Genomic DNA, 14,369 nt, shown 5'->3' with positions numbered 1-14,369 from the left:
CGCGGCCGGATCCGCGGGCTGTGGGTGGCGGGTGTGATGTGCGTATCGGGTCTAGGCTGAGCCGACTTGTCCGTCCCCCCGTGTCAGGAGTCCAGCTGTGACCAGCACACCGCCGCCGCAGCAGCCGCCGCATCCCCCGGTGCGCCCGGTCGTCCCGGTGATCCGGCCGTTGCGTGATCTCACCGCGTACGCCCTGGTGGCCGCGCCCGCGATCTGGTTGTTCGTGGCGGTGATCCGGCTGATCCCCTCCGGCGTGGGGCAGGACTTCCTGACCCGGGTGCAGAACAGCTTCTACGGCTTCGTCAACCTCGAGATCCTGGTGCTGCCGCTGGCCGCCGTGCTGCTGGCCACGATGGTCCAGCCGGTGCACCGGCACGCCAAGCTGATCACGATCGCGGCCCTGGTCGAGTACGCGGTGGCGGCCTTCTTCGCGGTCGTCTTCGGCTTCCTCATCGCGCTGGTGAAGATCGCCGGCTGGAGTGGCCGGGTGGCCTTCGAGGAGTTCCTGGTCCGCGCGGCCTGGCTGGCGGTGTTCGCGGCGGCGGGCTACGCGGTGTTCCTGATCTGGCGCAACCTGTTCTACACGCCCAAGCCGAAGGCCCCGCCCGGCATGTACGGCCAGCCCCAGCAGTGGCAGCAGCAGCAGCAGCCGTACGGCCAGCCCGGCTACCAGCAGCAGCCCGGCTACCCGCCGCCCGCCGGTTACGGCCCGCCCGGGCCGGCCCAGCCGCAGCCCGGTCAGACGCAGCCCCTGCACCAGCACGCCCCCCAGCCCGGCCCGCAGCAGCCGGCTCAGTGGGGGCAGCCCCCGGCGGCCCAGGGCTGGGCCGCGCCCACCTCCGGCCAGCAGACGGTGACGCCGTCGTCCGCGCCGCCGGCCTCGGCGCCGCCGGTGTCGGGTGGCGCACCGGGCACCCCGCCGGGACCGTTCGCCCCGGCGCCGGGTCACCCGTCGCCGGGCGCCTATGGCCAGCCGGCCTACCCGCCGCCGGGCTACGGCCAGCCGCAGCAGCCGGGCGGCCACGCCGACCCGACCCAGGCGATCCCGCACCGGGACGCCGAGGACGCGGACCGCACCCGCATCGTGGGCGAGGAACCCCCGCCCCGCCCCTGACCCCATCCGCCGACGGCGCCCCGGCCCGGGGCGCCGTTGCCGTTCCCTGGAGAACAAACAGTGCAGGCGCACGACACCGACGACCCCGGGCACCGGCCCAGCGTGGCCGCCGCGGCACCGCCATCGCGGGACAGCGCCGACGCGGCCCAGCTCCTCGCCCGGCGGGAGGCCGCGGCGCGGGTGGCCGCGGCCGGCCTGGCGCAGAGCTTCGACCGCCGGGAGGCCGCCGCGCGGGCGGCTGCCGCCGGCCTGGCGCAGAGCCTGGACCGGCGAGAGGCGGCGGCGCGAGCGGCCGCGGCCGGCCTCGCCCAGCGTCTCGACGGCCGGGAAGCCGCGGCGCGCCAGGCCGCGGGCCGGGCGGCCGACCGCTTCGACGCGGAGGAGGCGGCGCGGCGCCGGGCGGCACTGCACCTCCGGGCGCTGCAGGAGCAGGCCGTTCAGCAGTCGGCCCACCGGGCCGCGCAACGGCAGGTGGCGGTGGACGCCGCCCTGCTCCAGGCCGCGGTCCGCGCCCGGGACGAGGACGACGGCCTGCCGGCCGTCGCGGAGCCGGCCTGACGTGTGCTCCGGCCCGCACGTCACGCCGAGCCGGGCCGCGGCGGGGACAACTCGCGGCCGGCCCGGCCGGCGCCCCGCCGGACCGGCGTGTTCCAGACCACTGCCGCTACCAGGTCGCCGCGGACGCGGCTGACATCTTTCCGGCCTAGGCTGCACGGGTGGCAGACGTGACTGAGGCCAGCATCCGTCGTGCGCTCAAGCGCGCGGCCGACGGCAAGGCGATCGACGCCGGCGAGGCGACGGCCCTGCTCGCCGCGGCCGGGCAGCACTTCGACGACCTGCTGGCGGTGGCCGGCGGGATCCGCGACGCCGGGTTGCGCGAGGCGGGCCGGCCCGGCGTGGTCACGTACTCGAAGAAGGTCTTCATCCCGCTGACCCGGCTGTGCCGCGACCGCTGCCACTACTGCACCTTCGCGACGGTGCCGCACCGGCTGCCGGCGGCGTTCCTGGAGCGGGACGAGGTGCTGGCGATCGCCCGTGAGGGCGCCGCCCAGGGCTGCAAGGAGGCGCTGTTCACCCTCGGCGACCGGCCCGAGGAGCGTTGGCCGGCCGCCCGGCAGTGGCTGGACGAGCGCGGCTACGACTCGACCCTGGACTACGTGCGGGCCTGCGCGATCGCGGTGCTGGAGGAGACCGGCCTGCTGCCGCACCTCAACCCCGGCGTGCTGAGCTGGGCCGACCTCCAGCGGCTCAAGCCGGTCGCGCCGAGCATGGGGATGATGCTGGAGACCACCGCGACCCGGCTGTGGTCCGAGCCCGGCGGCCCGCACTACGGCTCGCCCGACAAGGAGCCGGCCGTCCGCCTGCGGGTGCTGGACGACGCCGGCCGGGTCGGGGTCCCGTTCACCACGGGCATCCTGATCGGCATCGGCGAGACCCCGGCCGAGCGGATCGACGCGATCTTCGCGATGCGCCGCACGGCCCGCGAGTACGGCCACATCCAGGAAGTCATCATCCAGAATTTCCGCGCCAAGCCGGACACGGCGATGCGCGGCATGCCGGACGCCGAGCTGCGCGAGCTGGCCGCCACGGTCGCGGTCGCCCGGGTCATCCTCGGCCCGCGCGCCCGCATCCAGGCCCCGCCCAACCTCATCGCCGGTGAATACGCGCTGCTGCTGCGCGCCGGCATCGACGACTGGGGCGGCGTCTCGCCGGTGACCCCGGACCACGTCAACCCCGAGCGTCCCTGGCCGCAGATCGAGGCGCTGCGCGAGCACTCGCGCGCGGCCGGTTTCGAGCTGCGTGAGCGCCTGACCATCTATCCCGAGTACGTCCGCCGCGGCGAGAGCTGGCTGGACCCGCGGCTGGCCGCGCACGTGGCGGCGCTGGCCGACCCGGCGACCGGCCTGGCCCGCGAGGAGGCGATGCCGACCGGGCGGCCCTGGCAGGAGCCCGACGACGCGTACGCGAGCGGCCGCACCGATCTGTTCGCCACGATCGACACCGAGGGCCGCACCGGCGACCGCCGCGGCGACTTCGACAGCGTGTACGGCGACTGGGCCGAGGTGGCCGCGCACATCTCCGCCGAGGCGGTGGCGGCCGGCGAGGGCAAGGTCGTGCCGCGCATCGAGTCCGACGTGCTGGCCGGGCTGAAGCTGGCGGCCGAGGATCCGGCGGCCCTGCTGGACCCGGCCCACGAGGTCCAGGCGATGGCGCTGTTCAACGCGGACGGTTCGGCGCTGGACGAGCTGGCCCGCCTGGCCGACGACCTCCGCCGGGAGGTCAGCGGCGACGACGTGACCTACGTGGTCAACCGCAACATCAACTTCTCCAACGTCTGCTACGTGGGCTGCCGGTTCTGCGCGTTCGCCCAGCGCGAGCAGGACGCCGACGCGTACCGGCTGTCGGTCGAGCAGGTCGCCGACCGCGCCGAGGAGGCGTGGAAGGACGGGGCCACCGAGGTCTGCATGCAGGGCGGCATCGACCCCAAGATGCCGATCACCGCGTACGCCGACCTGGTCCGGGCGGTGAAGCGCCGGGTGCCGGGCATGCACGTGCACGCCTTCTCGCCGATGGAGATCGTCACCGGCGCCGCCAAGGCCGGGGTGTCCGTCCGGGAGTGGCTGACCGAGCTGCACGACGCCGGGCTCGACACGATCCCCGGCACCGCCGCCGAGATCCTCGACGACGACGTGCGCTGGGTGCTGACCAAGGGCAAGCTGCCCGCGTCGGCGTGGATCGACGTGGTGACCACGGCCCACCAGGTGGGCATCCGTTCCAGCTCGACCATGATGTACGGCCACGTCGACCACCCCCGGCAGTGGCTCGGCCACTTCCGGGTGCTGGCCGGCATCCAGGACGTGACCGGCGGCTTCACCGAGTTCGTCGGGTTGCCGTTCATCCACACCAATGCCCCGATCTACCTGGCCGGCATCGCCCGTCCCGGGCCGACCTGGCGGGAGAACAGGGTCGTGCACGCGATGGCCCGGATCCTGCTGCACGGGCGGATCGGCAACATCCAGTGCTCCTGGGTGAAGCTGGGTGACGAGGGCACGATCGCGATGCTCAACGGCGGCTGCAACGACCTCGGCGGCACGCTGATGGAGGAGACGATCTCGCGGATGGCCGGGTCGGAGCACGGCTCGGCGCGGACGGTCGCCCAATTGAAGGAGCTGGCCGCGGCGGCCGGCCGGCCCGCGGCCGAGCGCACGACCGTGTACGGCCGCCGCTGATCACTCCCCGGACACCCCTAGTCAAGAGATCACAAAATGGGGTAATTTGGACTCGACGCGCCGACCTCGCGTTACCTTCCGGTGGCCCGGACAGATAGGGCTGGAACGGGACCCGTGAGGCCGTCACGGCGCCTTGGGGGAAACGGGCCTATTTATCAGGTTCGGCTTGACGACGCACGTCTTACACGCGTGTAATTTCGGTGGGGTTGTGGGAAAGGCGCGTCGCGAACCGCGTATTTCCCGCAAGAAACACGCCGCGTGCGTGGGGGGTCAGCGCAGGCATCGCTGCCGGCGCGGAAAAGGAGGCACGCCGATGGAAGCGCAGGTTGAAGGGGTGGACCTGCTCGGGGACGCGCCCGAGTGGCAGGAGCGGGCGCTGTGCTCGCAGACCGATCCAGAGGCTTTCTTCCCGGAGAAGGGCGGTTCGACGCGCGAGGCGAAGCGGATCTGTGGCCGGTGTGACGTCAAGGCCGAGTGCCTGGAGTACGCGCTGGGTCACGATGAGCGTTTCGGTATCTGGGGCGGGCTCAGCGAACGCGAACGCCGCAAGCTCAAGCGCCGCGTGGCCTGACCGGCCGCATTCCTGCAGACGCCGGGGGGCCGTCTCTAGGAAAGTTCGTCAGGATCGACACCGAGAAGGTTGGCAACCTGCTCGATGATCACGTCATGCACGAGGTCGGCGAGGTCCTCGCGGTCCATCGCCCGGAACTCCAGCGGCCGCCGGTAGAGCACGATCCGCGGCGGCAGCTCCTGGCGGCCGGGCCGGCCCGGCAACAGGCGGGCCAGCGGGACCTCGCCGTCCTCGAGCACGTCGGAGTCGTAGACGTTGAGCTCCGGGGGCACGTCCTCGACGGCGAACTCGACGCCGGCGAGCTCCTTGGCGTAGCGCCGTTCGAGACCCTCGACGGTGTCCAGCACCAGGTCGTCGAAGATCTCCGCCTTGGTCCGGGCGAGCGGCACCGTCGCCGGCACGAGCCGGCCGCGCAGGCCACGCCCGTGCCGGTCGCGCCGGGTGGGCCGGCCCGGTCCGGCCGCGCGGGCCGACCGGCCGGGGTCCGCGCCGGAGCGCCGGCGGTCGGGGCTGGTAGTCACGTCGGCCAGCCTAGCCCGCGCGAGCTGTCGTCCGTGCTCAGGCTGTGTCCGACGCGTTTCGTCTTTTCCACCCGGCCGGCCGGGGCCGGGGAATTCGTCCCATCGGGACGGCGTGTCGGTGCGCCATGTCGAAATCGTGATGCATCGCGGGTCGGCGTGTCGCGGTGACCGGCCGCCGCGGGGAGATAACGTGCCGCCGTGAGGTCACCACGGCGCTGCTCCCGCAACGGCTGTCCCCGACAGGCGGTCGCCACACTGACCTACGTCTACAGCGATTCCACCGCGGTGGTCGGCCCGCTGGCGGCTTTCGCGGAGCCGCACACGTACGACCTGTGCGAGCCGCACGCCCGCAGCCTCACCGCCCCGCGCGGCTGGGAGCTGGTCCGGCACGACGGCGACTTCGCCCCACCGCCGCCCACCACCGACGACCTGGTGGCGCTGGCCGACGCCGTCCGCGAGGCGGCCCGCCCGGCGCCCCCGCCGCGGCCGGAGGAGCACGACAACCTGCCCGGCCACCAGACCGGTCGCCGCGGTCACCTGCGCGTCATCCCGCCCTCGCACTGACGTCGCGGGGCAGTGCCACGAGCCGGTAGCGTTTCTGCAGCCAGGGGATCAGCTTGCGGTACGCCGCGATCGTGCCCGGCTGCCGGTAGTCGTGGGACAGCACGATCGCGCCGCGGCTCACCCGCTTCTGGACGACGCGCACGATCTTCGCCTCGTGGGCGGCCGGGGTCTCGCCCTGGGGGTGCTCCCAGTCGCGCGGGTCCACCTGCCAGTAGATCGACGTCATGCCGAGGTCGGTGGCGGCCCGGACGAACGCGGGCGTGAAGTTGCCGCCCGGCGCCCGCATGTATGCGATCTTCGCACCGGGCGCCGCCTTCCGGATGGCGTCGTTGGTGCGCTGGAGGTCCGCCCGGATCACGGCCGGCCGCTGCCGGCCCAGCGTCAGGCTGTGCTTCCAGGTGTGGTTGCAGAGGGTGTGGCCCTCGGCGGCGATCCGCCGGACCAGCTCCGGGTACGCCCGCACGTTGCGGCCGACCACACAGAACGTCGCCTTGACGTGCCGCCGCCGGAGCAGGTCGAGCAGCGCGGGCGTCTGCACCGGGTCGGGCCCGTCGTCGAAGGTGAGCGCCACGCCGGCCCGCCCGGTGCGCATCAGGCTGCCGGCGGGACCGTGCGGGTGGCCCTTGGCGGGCTTCGCCGCCCGGGACCTGGCCGGCCCGCCCGCGGCCGGCCGGCTCTTCGCCGGCTTGGTCCGCACCGGCCGGCGCTTCGCCGGGGCCGCCGACTTGGGCTTCCCGGCGGCGCGGGCCGGGGCGGAGCGCGCCGCGGCCGGCGCCGGCGCGGCGGCCGAGGTGGTCGGCGCGGCACCGGTCACAGTGGTGCCGCAGCCGGCCAGCAGGCCGAGCGCGAGGCCGAGCAGCAGAACCTGAGGGGTACGCATCGCGGGCGAACTCCGTCCGTTGGGGACCGACGAGGACGGATGAAATATGGTGCCACCACCCCGCGAAAGGGCCCATCGCCGGCCGGAGTGGCACTCATCGGGGAGAAGATGGCACATCGACCGGCCGGCCCGGGGACGACGGGTGCGCGTCCCCGGGCCGGCCGCCGACGTGGGTGCGGGATCAGCCCCAGAAGACGTACACGGCGCCGTAGGGGACGGCCTTGGTGGTGCCGTCGGTGCAGGCCCCGGCCGGGGCCACCCCGCCGGTGGTGGACAGCCGCTGGATGTTCTTCGCCCGGGCCAGCAGGCCGTCGGCCGGGCCGCTGTGGCCGGTGACGGTGAGCAGCAGCTCCGGGATGGAGCCGGGCCGCGCCAGCTCGGCGGTCTTGCTCGCCGTCACCAGGGAACCGTCGCGTTCGGACTGCCAGCTCGGGCCCTTGAAGTGGTGCAGCAGGCCGCCGGGGCCGGCCAGCCGGGCCTCGGGCACCGACGGCCCGGTGAAGACGCCACCCGCGCAGGTGTAGGTCTGGGTGCCCCGGATCACCCGGTACGCGCCGAGGCGGTGCAGCCCGGCCGGCGGATCGATGACCGACGGTGTGGCGCTCGGATGTGGGCGGGCGCCGCCGGCGACCTCGGCGGCCGAGGCGTTGTAGCTGACCGCGCCGACGCCGACCAGGACGGTCGCGGCGGCGGCCAGGGTCACGGCACGCAGACTGGTGCGAGTACGGGGCATGGGTGTTCTCCTCCGATTGGTCTGTCGCCTCCGGGTACGCACACCGGACGGCCACGGATCGCCGGTTGCCCGAAAGGCGACGTTCCCTGCCCGGATGGACGATCCTGACCGGGTGATCGACCTTCACCTGCGCCCGGTGACCGGGAGATCGACATCGCGCTGCTGCCGGAGTGGCACGGTCCGGGCCGCGGAGTTCCGGGCCGGCCGGTGGTGCGACGGGCTGCTCTACAGCCGGTTGCGCACCGACCCGGCCGTGACCGTCTAGAGGTCGATGCCGGTGAGGACCATGACCCGGGGCTCGGTGTAGTCGTCCATCGCGCTGGCCACGCCCTCCCGGCCCACCCCGCTGCCCTTCACCCCGCCGTACGGCATCTGGTCGGCCCGGTACGACGGCACGTCGCCCACGATCACGCCACCGACCTTGAGCTCGCGGTGCGCGGCGAACGCGGTCTGCAGGTTGTGGGTGAAGACGCCCGCCTGCAGCCCGTACGCCGAGTCGTTGATCGCCGCGAAGCCGGCCGCGTCGTCGCCGACCTCGGAGACCACCAGCACCGGCCCGAAGACCTCCTCGGCGACGACCTTGGCGCCGGCCGGGACCCCGGTCAGCACGGTCGGCGGGTACGTGGCGCCGTCGCGCTTGCCGCCCACCGCCACGGTCGCGCCGGCGGCCACCGCCTCGTCGACCCACTCCTCGACCCGGCGCGCCGCGTCCTCGCTGATCATCGGGCCGACCTCGACCTCCGGGTCGCGCGGGTCGCCGGTGCGCAGCGCGTTGACCGCGTCGAGCAGGCGCGGCAGGAAGCCGGTGAGGCCGGCGTGCACGTACACCCGCTGGACCGCGATGCAGCTCTGCCCGGCCTGGTAGGTGCCGAAGGTCGCCACCCGCTGGGCCGCCCAGCTCAGGTCGGCGTCGCTGCCGTAGTCGCCGCAGAGCAGCACGGCCGCGTTGCCGCCCAGCTCGAGCGTCACGTGCTTGTCCGGGGCGGACCGGCGGATCTGCGCGCCGACCGGGCCGGAGCCGGTGAACGACACGATCGGCAGGCGCGGGTCGGCGACCAGCGCCGCCGCGCGGTCGTTGGGCACCGGCAGCACGGAGAACATGCCCGCCGGCAGGTCGGTCTCGGCCAGGATCTCGCCGAGCAGCAGCGCGGTCAGCGGGGTCGCCGGGGCCGGCTTGAGCACGATCGGCGCGCCCACCGCGAGGGCCGGGGCGATCTTGTGCGCGACCAGGTTGAGCGGGAAGTTGAACGGCGAGATGCCCAGCACCGGCCCGCGCGGCACGCGCTTGACCAGCGCGAGCCGGCCCGTGCCGGCGGCATCGGTGTCGAGGCGCTGGAGGTCGCCGGCGAACCGGCGGGCCTCCTCGGCCGCCCACCGGAAGACCGACACGGCCCGGTCGGCCTCGACGCGGGCCCACTTGAGCGGCTTGCCGTTCTCCGCGGTGATCAGCGCGGCGACCTCCTCGCGGCGCTCGGCGAGGCGGCGGGAGACGTGGTCGAGGGCGGCCGCGCGCACGTGCGCGGGCAGGGCCGCGGCCCGGTCGGCCACCTCGGCCGCGGCCGCGACGGCCGCTTCGACCTGCGCCTCGGTGGCCCAGGTGGTACGCCCGACCGCACTTCCGTCGTACGGATGGGTCACTGTCGTCTCGGCGTCACCGTGAGCCGCTTCGCCCGCGACGTAGAACGCTGTCGTGTCCACCGGGCCAGCCTATGCCGCGGTCCGCCGGTATGGTCGGCGCGCGGCCGGGGAGGATCGATGACTATGCGGCAGGTGCTGCCCAGTGGTGTGACCGTGGAGCGACCGGAGGATCCGGCCGACCCGGCCGGCCTGCCGCCGCACGTCCTGGAGCGCATCGCGGTGCGCTGGGCCGACCGCGCCGGCTGCCCGCCGTCGCAGGTGGTGCTGCGCGAGGAGGAGCTCGGCTGGGCGCTGTACGCCCCGGGCGTGACCGCCGGCTACACCTCGTTCGTGGACAAGCTCACCGGCCGGGTCGCCGGCTTCGCCAACCCGGCCTACCTGAGCGAGCAGTACCGCCGGCAGCTGGAGTACGAGGACGGCGCGCTGCCGCGTCCCGGCGCGGGCCCCCCGGTCGAGACCCCCGGCGCGGTCGCCGAGGTCACGCTGGAATCGGTCACCGTCCGGGCCGCGAGCGTCCGGGGCGACGAGCCGCCGGCGCTGCATCCGCTGGTCCGCGCCCGGCTGGCCCGGGTGCCGGCGCGGGCCCGGGTACGCGGCGCCGAGTGGCATCCCGAGCTGGTGGCCCTGGGCGAGGCGATGCGCTCGCTGGACGCCGAGCCCCGCGAGGTCGAGGCGCACGTGCGGTTGTGGCGGGTCCGCGAGCCGGCCGACCCCCGGCAGGGCGAGTCGACCGGTCGCCCGTGCGCCACCTGCGCCCAGGTGCTGGGCCTCCGCCCGCCCGGACCGGCCGCGCGGGCCGGGAGCCGGCGGCGGGACTCCTGGTGGCAGCGGCAGGTGGACCGTCGCCGCCTGCACCGCCGCCCGCCCGTGACCCCGGCGCGGGCCGCCGAGCGGATCGAACGGGTGCTGGCCGCCCGCGGCGTGGCGCACGAGCACACCGTCTTCCCGGCCGCGGTCGAGGCCGTCGAGCGCTATCTGGACGCCGGCTCCGAGGTCCAGGTGCCCGGCCGGTCGGTGCGCACCGCCGGTTTCCACATCGATCCGGCGTGGGCCGCCGACACCGCGGACACGCTGGCCCGGGTGGCCCGGCGGGTCGGCGCGCCGCTCTTCCCGCTGGGCCTCGCCGGCTACGAGGGCTTCCTGGCCCTGGACCCCGACCGGCGGGTGTTCCTGATCGACGAGAGCGGCGAGTGGTCGCTCGGCACGGGGCTCCCGACGGCCCTGGACACGCTGCTGCTGGGCCGGGCCGCGCCCCGGGTCCGCGGCTGATCACCAGCCCGCTGAACAGGTAGTTGTCGTCGGGCGTGATGCGGGTCACGATGGACGGGACTGGAGGTGCGCATGTCCAACCCGTGGCTCGCGCTCGCCCTCGGCACCGATCCTGCGGAGCGCATCACGCAGGTGGGCCGGGCGCACGAGCGGTTCGTGACCGGGGAACAGCCGGTCACGCAGGTCCGCGACGTGGTGGCCGCGTCGTGGCGGCGCTCGGCGGGGGCGCTGGTCAGCCCGGACAGCACCGCGCCGATCGAGCTGAGCGACGGGGAGCTGGAGGCGTACCGGGCCGCGCACCCGCTGGCCCGGGTGCTGCCGATCTTCCGGGACCTGCTGGGCGGGCTGGCCGACGACGGGGACCACCTGATGGCCGTCTGCGACGCGCACGGCCGGCTGCTCTGGGTGGAGGGCACCGCCTCGGTGCTGCGCGGCGCCGAGTCGATGAACTTCGTGCCCGGCGCCCGGTGGGACGAGGCGCACGCCGGCACCAACGCGCCGGGCACCGCACTCGCGGTCGACCACCCGCTGCAGATCTTCGCCACCGAGCACTTCACCCGGGGCGTGCAGCGGTGGACCTGCGCGGCCGCCCCGATCCACGACCCGGCGACCGGGCGGCTGCTGGGCGCGATCGACGTGACCGGCGGCGACCACCTGGCCAACCCGCACAGCCTCGCGCTGGTCCGGGCCACCGCGCTGGCCGCCGAGGCCTATCTGGGGTCCCGGCAGCCACCGGGCGGCTCGCGCATTGCCACGGTGTCGGTGCTCGGCCGCGAGGACGCCGTGCTGTCGATCGGCGGCAAGCGGCTGCGGCTCGGCCGCCGGCACTCGGAGCTGCTGGTGCTGCTCCTGCTGCACCCGGAGGGGCGTACCGGGGATCAGCTCGGCTTCGATCTCTACGCCGACGACCTGAACCCGGTGACCGTCCGCGCCGAGCTGTCCCGGTTGCGCCGCATCCTCGGCCCCGAGCTGCTGGACTCCCGGCCGTACCGGCTGCGGGCCGAGGTCGACGCGGACTTCCTGACGGTGACCCGGCTGCTGGAGCGCGGGCTGGTCGCGGAGGCGCTCGCCGCCTACCCCGGCCCGCTGCTGCCGTCGTCGGACGCGCCCGGCGTGGCCCGGCTCCGCGCGTTGATCGACTCCCGGCTGCGCGCCGCCGTGCTGACCGGCGGCGACCCGCGCCTGTTGCAGACCTGGGTCAACGCTCCCTGGGGGGCCGACGACCTGGAGATGTGGGAGGCCTACCGGACCGCGCTGCCCGCCGGCTCCCCGGCCCGCTCCCTGGCCCGGAACCGGATCGCCAGGCTCGCCGCCGAGTACGGCCTTGCAACGTTGGCGCAACGTCGCCGTAACTAACGTCACTCCGCATCCGAACCAGGTACGGAGGACACGCGCATGGCCATCTACTCCCCGCCCGGATCCGACGGCGCGATCGTCAACTACGAGTCCCGCTACGACCACTGGATCGGTGGCGAGTACGTACCGCCCGTCAAGGGCCAGTACTTCGAGAACCCCTCGCCGGTCAACGGCCGGAACTTCTGTGAGATCGCCCGCGGCACCGCCGACGACGTGGAGCGGGCCCTCGACGCCGCCCACGGCGCGGCCGACGCCTGGGGCCGGACCTCCGTGGCCGAGCGGGCCACCATCCTCAACAAGATCGCCGACCGCATGGAGGCCAACCTCGAGCAGCTCGCGGTGGCCGAGACGTGGGAGAACGGCAAGCCGGTCCGCGAGACCATGGCCGCGGACATCCCGCTGGCCATCGACCACTTCCGCTACTTCGCCGGCGCGCTGCGGGCCCAGGAGGGCACCCTCGGCGAGATCGACGACGACACCGTGGCCTACCACTTCCACGAGCCGCTCGGCGTGGTCGCGCAGATCATCCCGTGGAACTTCCCGATCCTGATGGCGGTCTGGAAGCTGGCGCCCGCGCTGGCCGCCGGCAACGCGGTCGTGCTCAAGCCGGCCGAGCAGACCCCGGCCTCGATCCACTACTGGATGTCGCTGATCGCCGACCTGCTGCCGCCGGGCGTGGTGAACATCGTCAACGGCTTCGGCGTCGAGGCCGGCAAGCCGCTGGCCAGCTCGAACCGGGTGGCCAAGGTGGCGTTCACCGGCGAGACCACCACCGGCCGGCTGATCATGCAGTACGCCGCCGAGAACATCATCCCGGTGACCCTGGAGCTCGGCGGCAAGAGCCCGAACATCTTCTTCGACGACGTCAGCGCGCACGACGACGACTTCATGGACAAGGCGCTCGAGGGCTTCTCGATGTTCGCCCTCAACCAGGGCGAGGTCTGCACCTGCCCGTCGCGGGCGCTGATCCAGCAGGGCCACTACTCCGACTTCCTGGCCGCGGGCGTCAAGCGCGTGGAGAACATGAAGCAGGGCAACCCGCTGGACACCGACACCCAGGTCGGCGCGCAGGCCTCCAACGACCAGCTCGAGAAGATCCTGTCCTACCTCGACATCGGCCGGCAGGAGGGCGCCAAGGTGCTGATCGGCGGCGCCCGCGCGGACCTCGGCGGCGACCTGGCCGGCGGCTACTACGTGCAGCCGACCGTCTTCGAGGGCTCGAACTCGATGCGGATCTTCCAGGAGGAGATCTTCGGCCCGGTGGTCTCGGTGACCTCGTTCACCGACTACGCCGACGCGATCAAGACCGCCAACGACACCCTGTACGGCCTCGGCGCGGGCCTGTGGACCCGGGACATGAACACCGCGTACCGGGCCGGACGGGCGATCAAGGCGGGCCGGGTGTGGACCAACTGCTACCACCTGTACCCGGCGCACGCCGCGTTCGGTGGCTACAAGCAGTCCGGCATCGGCCGGGAGAACCACAAGATGATGCTGGACCACTACCAGCAGACCAAGAACCTGCTGGTCAGCTACTCGCCCAAGGCCATGGGGTTCTTCTAGGCCATGGGCGCGCGAGTGGACGTGACACCCGCGGCGGCCGAGCTGATGCGGTCGCTGCGGGGGCAGCACGGCCCGCTGATGTTCCATCAGTCGGGCGGTTGCTGCGACGGCAGCGCCCCGATGTGTTACCTCGAGGGCGAGTTCCGCACCGGCGGCAGCGACGTGCTGCTCGAGGAGCTGCACATCGACGGCGTACCGGAGCCGATCTCCTTCTGGATGAGCACCTCGCAGTTCGAGGCCTGGAAGCACACCCACCTCACGGTGGACGTGGTGCCGGGCCGCGGCAGCGGCTTCAGTCTGGAGGCGCCTGAGGGGGTGCGCTTCCTGATCCGCAGCCGGATGCTCACGCCGGAGGAGCTGGCGGCGCTGGCGTCGTGACCGGCGGCCCGGCCACGGGGAGGCAACCACCCGTGGCCGGGCCACCGGTATCCCGCCGTTCAACAATCGTTGTACGCTTCCTGACCGTCTCGGGACGGACGGCGTCCGGACGCCCGCTGATCGTCGCGGTGCGCCTGCTCGCCGGGCTGGAGCAGCAGATCATCGGGGCCAGGGAGATGACCCCGCCCGAGCTGGCGCGGTTCGAGGCATGGGAGGCGACGTCATGACCGACGGGTACAGCGAGCAGCAGATCATCGACGCCGCCACGGCGTTCGGCCGCGGTGAGGTGGCTTACGACGAGACCGCCGCGGTGCAGCTGCCACCCGTTCCGGAGGCCGAACCGATGGTGGCGCTGGGTCTGCGGGTGCCGCCCGTTCTCGCGCAGCGGATCCGGGAGGCGGCCGCCCAGGAGGGCGTGCCGTATTCGCACCTGGTCCGCCAGTGGATCGAGGTGGCGTTGACCGAACGGATGGCCGGCGACCAGGCCGTGTCCCTGTCCGTGCTGCGCCGGGCCATCGCGCATGCGGCGCAGAGCGGCCACGCGGCCTGAGG

Annotated in this window: 16 protein-coding genes; 12 read left to right on the top strand and 4 right to left on the bottom strand. The window is 73.9% G+C overall.

Annotated elements, in window-relative coordinates:
• Positions 1–97: 97 nt before the first annotated feature.
• The 4 genes from Ani05nite_RS28780 (at position 98) to Ani05nite_RS28765 (ending at position 4,915) form a co-directional block, all read left to right on the top strand.
• Positions 98–1,114: a hypothetical protein gene (locus Ani05nite_RS28780; RefSeq protein ID WP_203773493.1), complete on the top strand. Its 1,017-nt coding sequence runs from the start codon at positions 98–100 to the stop codon at positions 1,112–1,114.
• 60 nt (positions 1,115–1,174) lie between these two features.
• A complete protein-coding gene (locus Ani05nite_RS28775) occupies positions 1,175–1,672 on the top strand; it encodes a hypothetical protein (RefSeq protein WP_203773491.1) in 498 nt (165 codons plus the stop codon).
• Positions 1,673–1,830: 158 nt separating this feature from the next.
• Positions 1,831–4,344: a bifunctional FO biosynthesis protein CofGH gene (locus Ani05nite_RS28770; protein ID WP_203773489.1), complete on the top strand. Its 2,514-nt coding sequence runs from the start codon at positions 1,831–1,833 to the stop codon at positions 4,342–4,344.
• Between the two features lie 313 nt (positions 4,345–4,657).
• On the top strand, positions 4,658–4,915 hold the full coding sequence (locus Ani05nite_RS28765; protein ID WP_015619224.1) for a WhiB family transcriptional regulator: 258 nt from the start codon (positions 4,658–4,660) through the stop codon (positions 4,913–4,915).
• Positions 4,916–4,950: 35 nt separating this feature from the next.
• On the opposite strand, the gene Ani05nite_RS28760 is transcribed toward Ani05nite_RS28765, so the two are convergent.
• Positions 4,951–5,436 (bottom strand): metallopeptidase family protein, encoded by a 486-nt coding sequence (locus Ani05nite_RS28760; protein WP_377883043.1) that lies wholly within the window; start codon positions 5,434–5,436, stop codon positions 4,951–4,953.
• Positions 5,437–5,634: 198 nt separating this feature from the next.
• On the opposite strand from Ani05nite_RS28760, the gene Ani05nite_RS28755 reads away from it, so the two are divergent.
• Positions 5,635–6,000, top strand: a complete 366-nt coding sequence (locus Ani05nite_RS28755; RefSeq protein WP_023358955.1) for a DUF3499 domain-containing protein — start codon at positions 5,635–5,637, stop codon at positions 5,998–6,000.
• Here Ani05nite_RS28755 and Ani05nite_RS28750 read toward each other — a convergent pair.
• Both Ani05nite_RS28750 and Ani05nite_RS28745 read right to left on the bottom strand, forming a co-directional pair.
• Positions 5,981–6,880 carry a polysaccharide deacetylase family protein gene (locus Ani05nite_RS28750; protein ID WP_203773487.1) on the bottom strand — a complete coding sequence of 300 codons (900 nt, stop codon included), beginning with the start codon at positions 6,878–6,880 and terminating at the stop codon, positions 5,981–5,983. The two genes, Ani05nite_RS28755 and Ani05nite_RS28750, sit on opposite strands and share 20 nt — an antisense overlap.
• A 181-nt stretch (positions 6,881–7,061) precedes the next feature.
• A complete protein-coding gene (locus Ani05nite_RS28745) occupies positions 7,062–7,613 on the bottom strand; it encodes a DUF3455 domain-containing protein (protein WP_203773486.1) in 552 nt (183 codons plus the stop codon).
• Between the two features lie 112 nt (positions 7,614–7,725).
• On the opposite strand from Ani05nite_RS28745, the gene Ani05nite_RS28740 reads away from it, so the two are divergent.
• Positions 7,726–7,878, top strand: a complete 153-nt coding sequence (locus Ani05nite_RS28740; protein ID WP_203773485.1) for a hypothetical protein — start codon at positions 7,726–7,728, stop codon at positions 7,876–7,878.
• Here Ani05nite_RS28740 and Ani05nite_RS28735 read toward each other — a convergent pair.
• Positions 7,875–9,311 (bottom strand): aldehyde dehydrogenase family protein, encoded by a 1,437-nt coding sequence (locus Ani05nite_RS28735; protein ID WP_203773483.1) that lies wholly within the window; start codon positions 9,309–9,311, stop codon positions 7,875–7,877. The two genes, Ani05nite_RS28740 and Ani05nite_RS28735, sit on opposite strands and share 4 nt — an antisense overlap.
• A 57-nt stretch (positions 9,312–9,368) precedes the next feature.
• On the opposite strand from Ani05nite_RS28735, the gene Ani05nite_RS28730 reads away from it, so the two are divergent.
• The 6 genes from Ani05nite_RS28730 (at position 9,369) to Ani05nite_RS28705 (ending at position 14,367) form a co-directional block, all read left to right on the top strand.
• Positions 9,369–10,520 carry an SUKH-3 domain-containing protein gene (locus tag Ani05nite_RS28730; RefSeq protein ID WP_203773481.1) on the top strand — a complete coding sequence of 384 codons (1,152 nt, stop codon included), beginning with the start codon at positions 9,369–9,371 and terminating at the stop codon, positions 10,518–10,520.
• A gap of 72 nt (positions 10,521–10,592) precedes the next feature.
• Positions 10,593–11,876 carry a GAF domain-containing protein gene (locus tag Ani05nite_RS28725; protein ID WP_203773479.1) on the top strand — a complete coding sequence of 428 codons (1,284 nt, stop codon included), beginning with the start codon at positions 10,593–10,595 and terminating at the stop codon, positions 11,874–11,876.
• A gap of 39 nt (positions 11,877–11,915) precedes the next feature.
• The gene (gene adh, locus Ani05nite_RS28720) at positions 11,916–13,439 is read left to right on the top strand and encodes an aldehyde dehydrogenase (protein ID WP_203773477.1); all 1,524 of its coding nucleotides are present in this window, start codon (positions 11,916–11,918) and stop codon (positions 13,437–13,439) included.
• Positions 13,440–13,442: 3 nt separating this feature from the next.
• The gene (locus Ani05nite_RS28715) at positions 13,443–13,817 is read left to right on the top strand and encodes a DUF779 domain-containing protein (protein ID WP_203773475.1); all 375 of its coding nucleotides are present in this window, start codon (positions 13,443–13,445) and stop codon (positions 13,815–13,817) included.
• 32 nt (positions 13,818–13,849) lie between these two features.
• The gene (locus tag Ani05nite_RS28710) at positions 13,850–14,044 is read left to right on the top strand and encodes a hypothetical protein (protein ID WP_203773474.1); all 195 of its coding nucleotides are present in this window, start codon (positions 13,850–13,852) and stop codon (positions 14,042–14,044) included.
• The gene (locus tag Ani05nite_RS28705; RefSeq protein WP_203773472.1) at positions 14,041–14,367 is read left to right on the top strand and encodes a hypothetical protein; all 327 of its coding nucleotides are present in this window, start codon (positions 14,041–14,043) and stop codon (positions 14,365–14,367) included. The genes Ani05nite_RS28710 and Ani05nite_RS28705 overlap by 4 nt, the downstream gene beginning before the upstream one ends.
• The last annotated feature ends 2 nt before the right edge of the window (positions 14,368–14,369 follow it).

This window comes from Actinoplanes nipponensis (genome assembly GCF_016862275.1).
Lineage (GTDB): Bacteria > Actinomycetota > Actinomycetes > Mycobacteriales > Micromonosporaceae > Actinoplanes > Actinoplanes nipponensis.
The sequence above is the reverse complement of the archived record's forward strand: the minus strand, read 5'-3'. Positions and strand labels throughout refer to the sequence as shown.